The sequence below is a fragment of the Allobosea sp. P4_C6 genome (assembly GCF_056402015.1).
This window is the reverse complement of the sequence record NZ_JBFUIF010000316.1, coordinates 1-748: the sequence shown is the minus strand read 5'-3', so window position 1 is coordinate 748 and position 748 is coordinate 1. Positions and strand designations below refer to the sequence as shown.

1 protein-coding gene and 1 pseudogene are annotated in these 748 nt (G+C 57.6%); one reads left to right on the top strand and one right to left on the bottom strand.

Annotation, left to right across the window (positions count from 1 at the left end):
- Window positions 1-646 (top strand): Shedu immune nuclease family protein (locus AC1DVA_RS28905; protein WP_476808206.1); only part of this gene is annotated, 646 nt, incomplete at its 5' end.
- Here AC1DVA_RS28905 and AC1DVA_RS28900 read toward each other — a convergent pair.
- A pseudogene (locus tag AC1DVA_RS28900) lies at window positions 614-748 on the bottom strand (IS3 family transposase); the annotation flags it as partial. The gene AC1DVA_RS28905 and the pseudogene AC1DVA_RS28900 overlap by 33 nt on opposite strands.

Sequence of the window (748 nt, the reverse complement as noted above, 5' to 3'; positions counted from 1 at the left end):
CATTTATGCGGTGGCCTCTAAGCGAGAGGCTCTGCGCGAATTTGAGGCCAATCTGTCAGGGAAGGTCGATGAGTCCACCTGGCAGGCATTTTTCGAACGAAACACGTGGATCTTCGGTCATGGCCTGAATTACGTGTTTCTGGAGAAGGTGGCCTCCAAGCTTGAAGCCGCAACCACCGGCAGGACCTTCAGCCAAGCTGGCAAGCGCGCAGATGGCCTGATGCACACGCGGGCCCAAATCAGCCAGTACGTCCTTATCGAAATCAAGCGAAACGATACCGATCTGCTCCGCCACGACCAATACCGACCGGGCTGCTGGGCGGTGTCGCAAGAGCTTTCGAGTGCGGTAACGCAGGTGCAAAAAACGGTCTTCGACTTTACTCGAAATCGGTTCCGCGACGTGYAGAAAGATGCGCACGGAAATGACGTCGGAGGCAGTCTCTACGCTATCGATCCCCGGAGCTACCTCGTTGTCGGCAACCTAACCGAGCTGATCGGTAACGATGACAAAGTGACCTGCTTCGAACTCTATAGGCGCAACATTAGAGCCCCCGAGATCATCACTTTCGACGAACTGTTCTGGCCTGCCCCCATCAGGTGGCCCGGTTCTAATCTAATGCATGGTGGGCTTGTCGGCCACGGTTGAGATGGCCGGCGAAGCGGGTTGGGTTTTCGTAGGCGGCCAGACCACAGCGACCGGTGCTGGCGGCTTGTAGCCGAGCGAGGAGTGCGGGCGCCGGGTATTGTC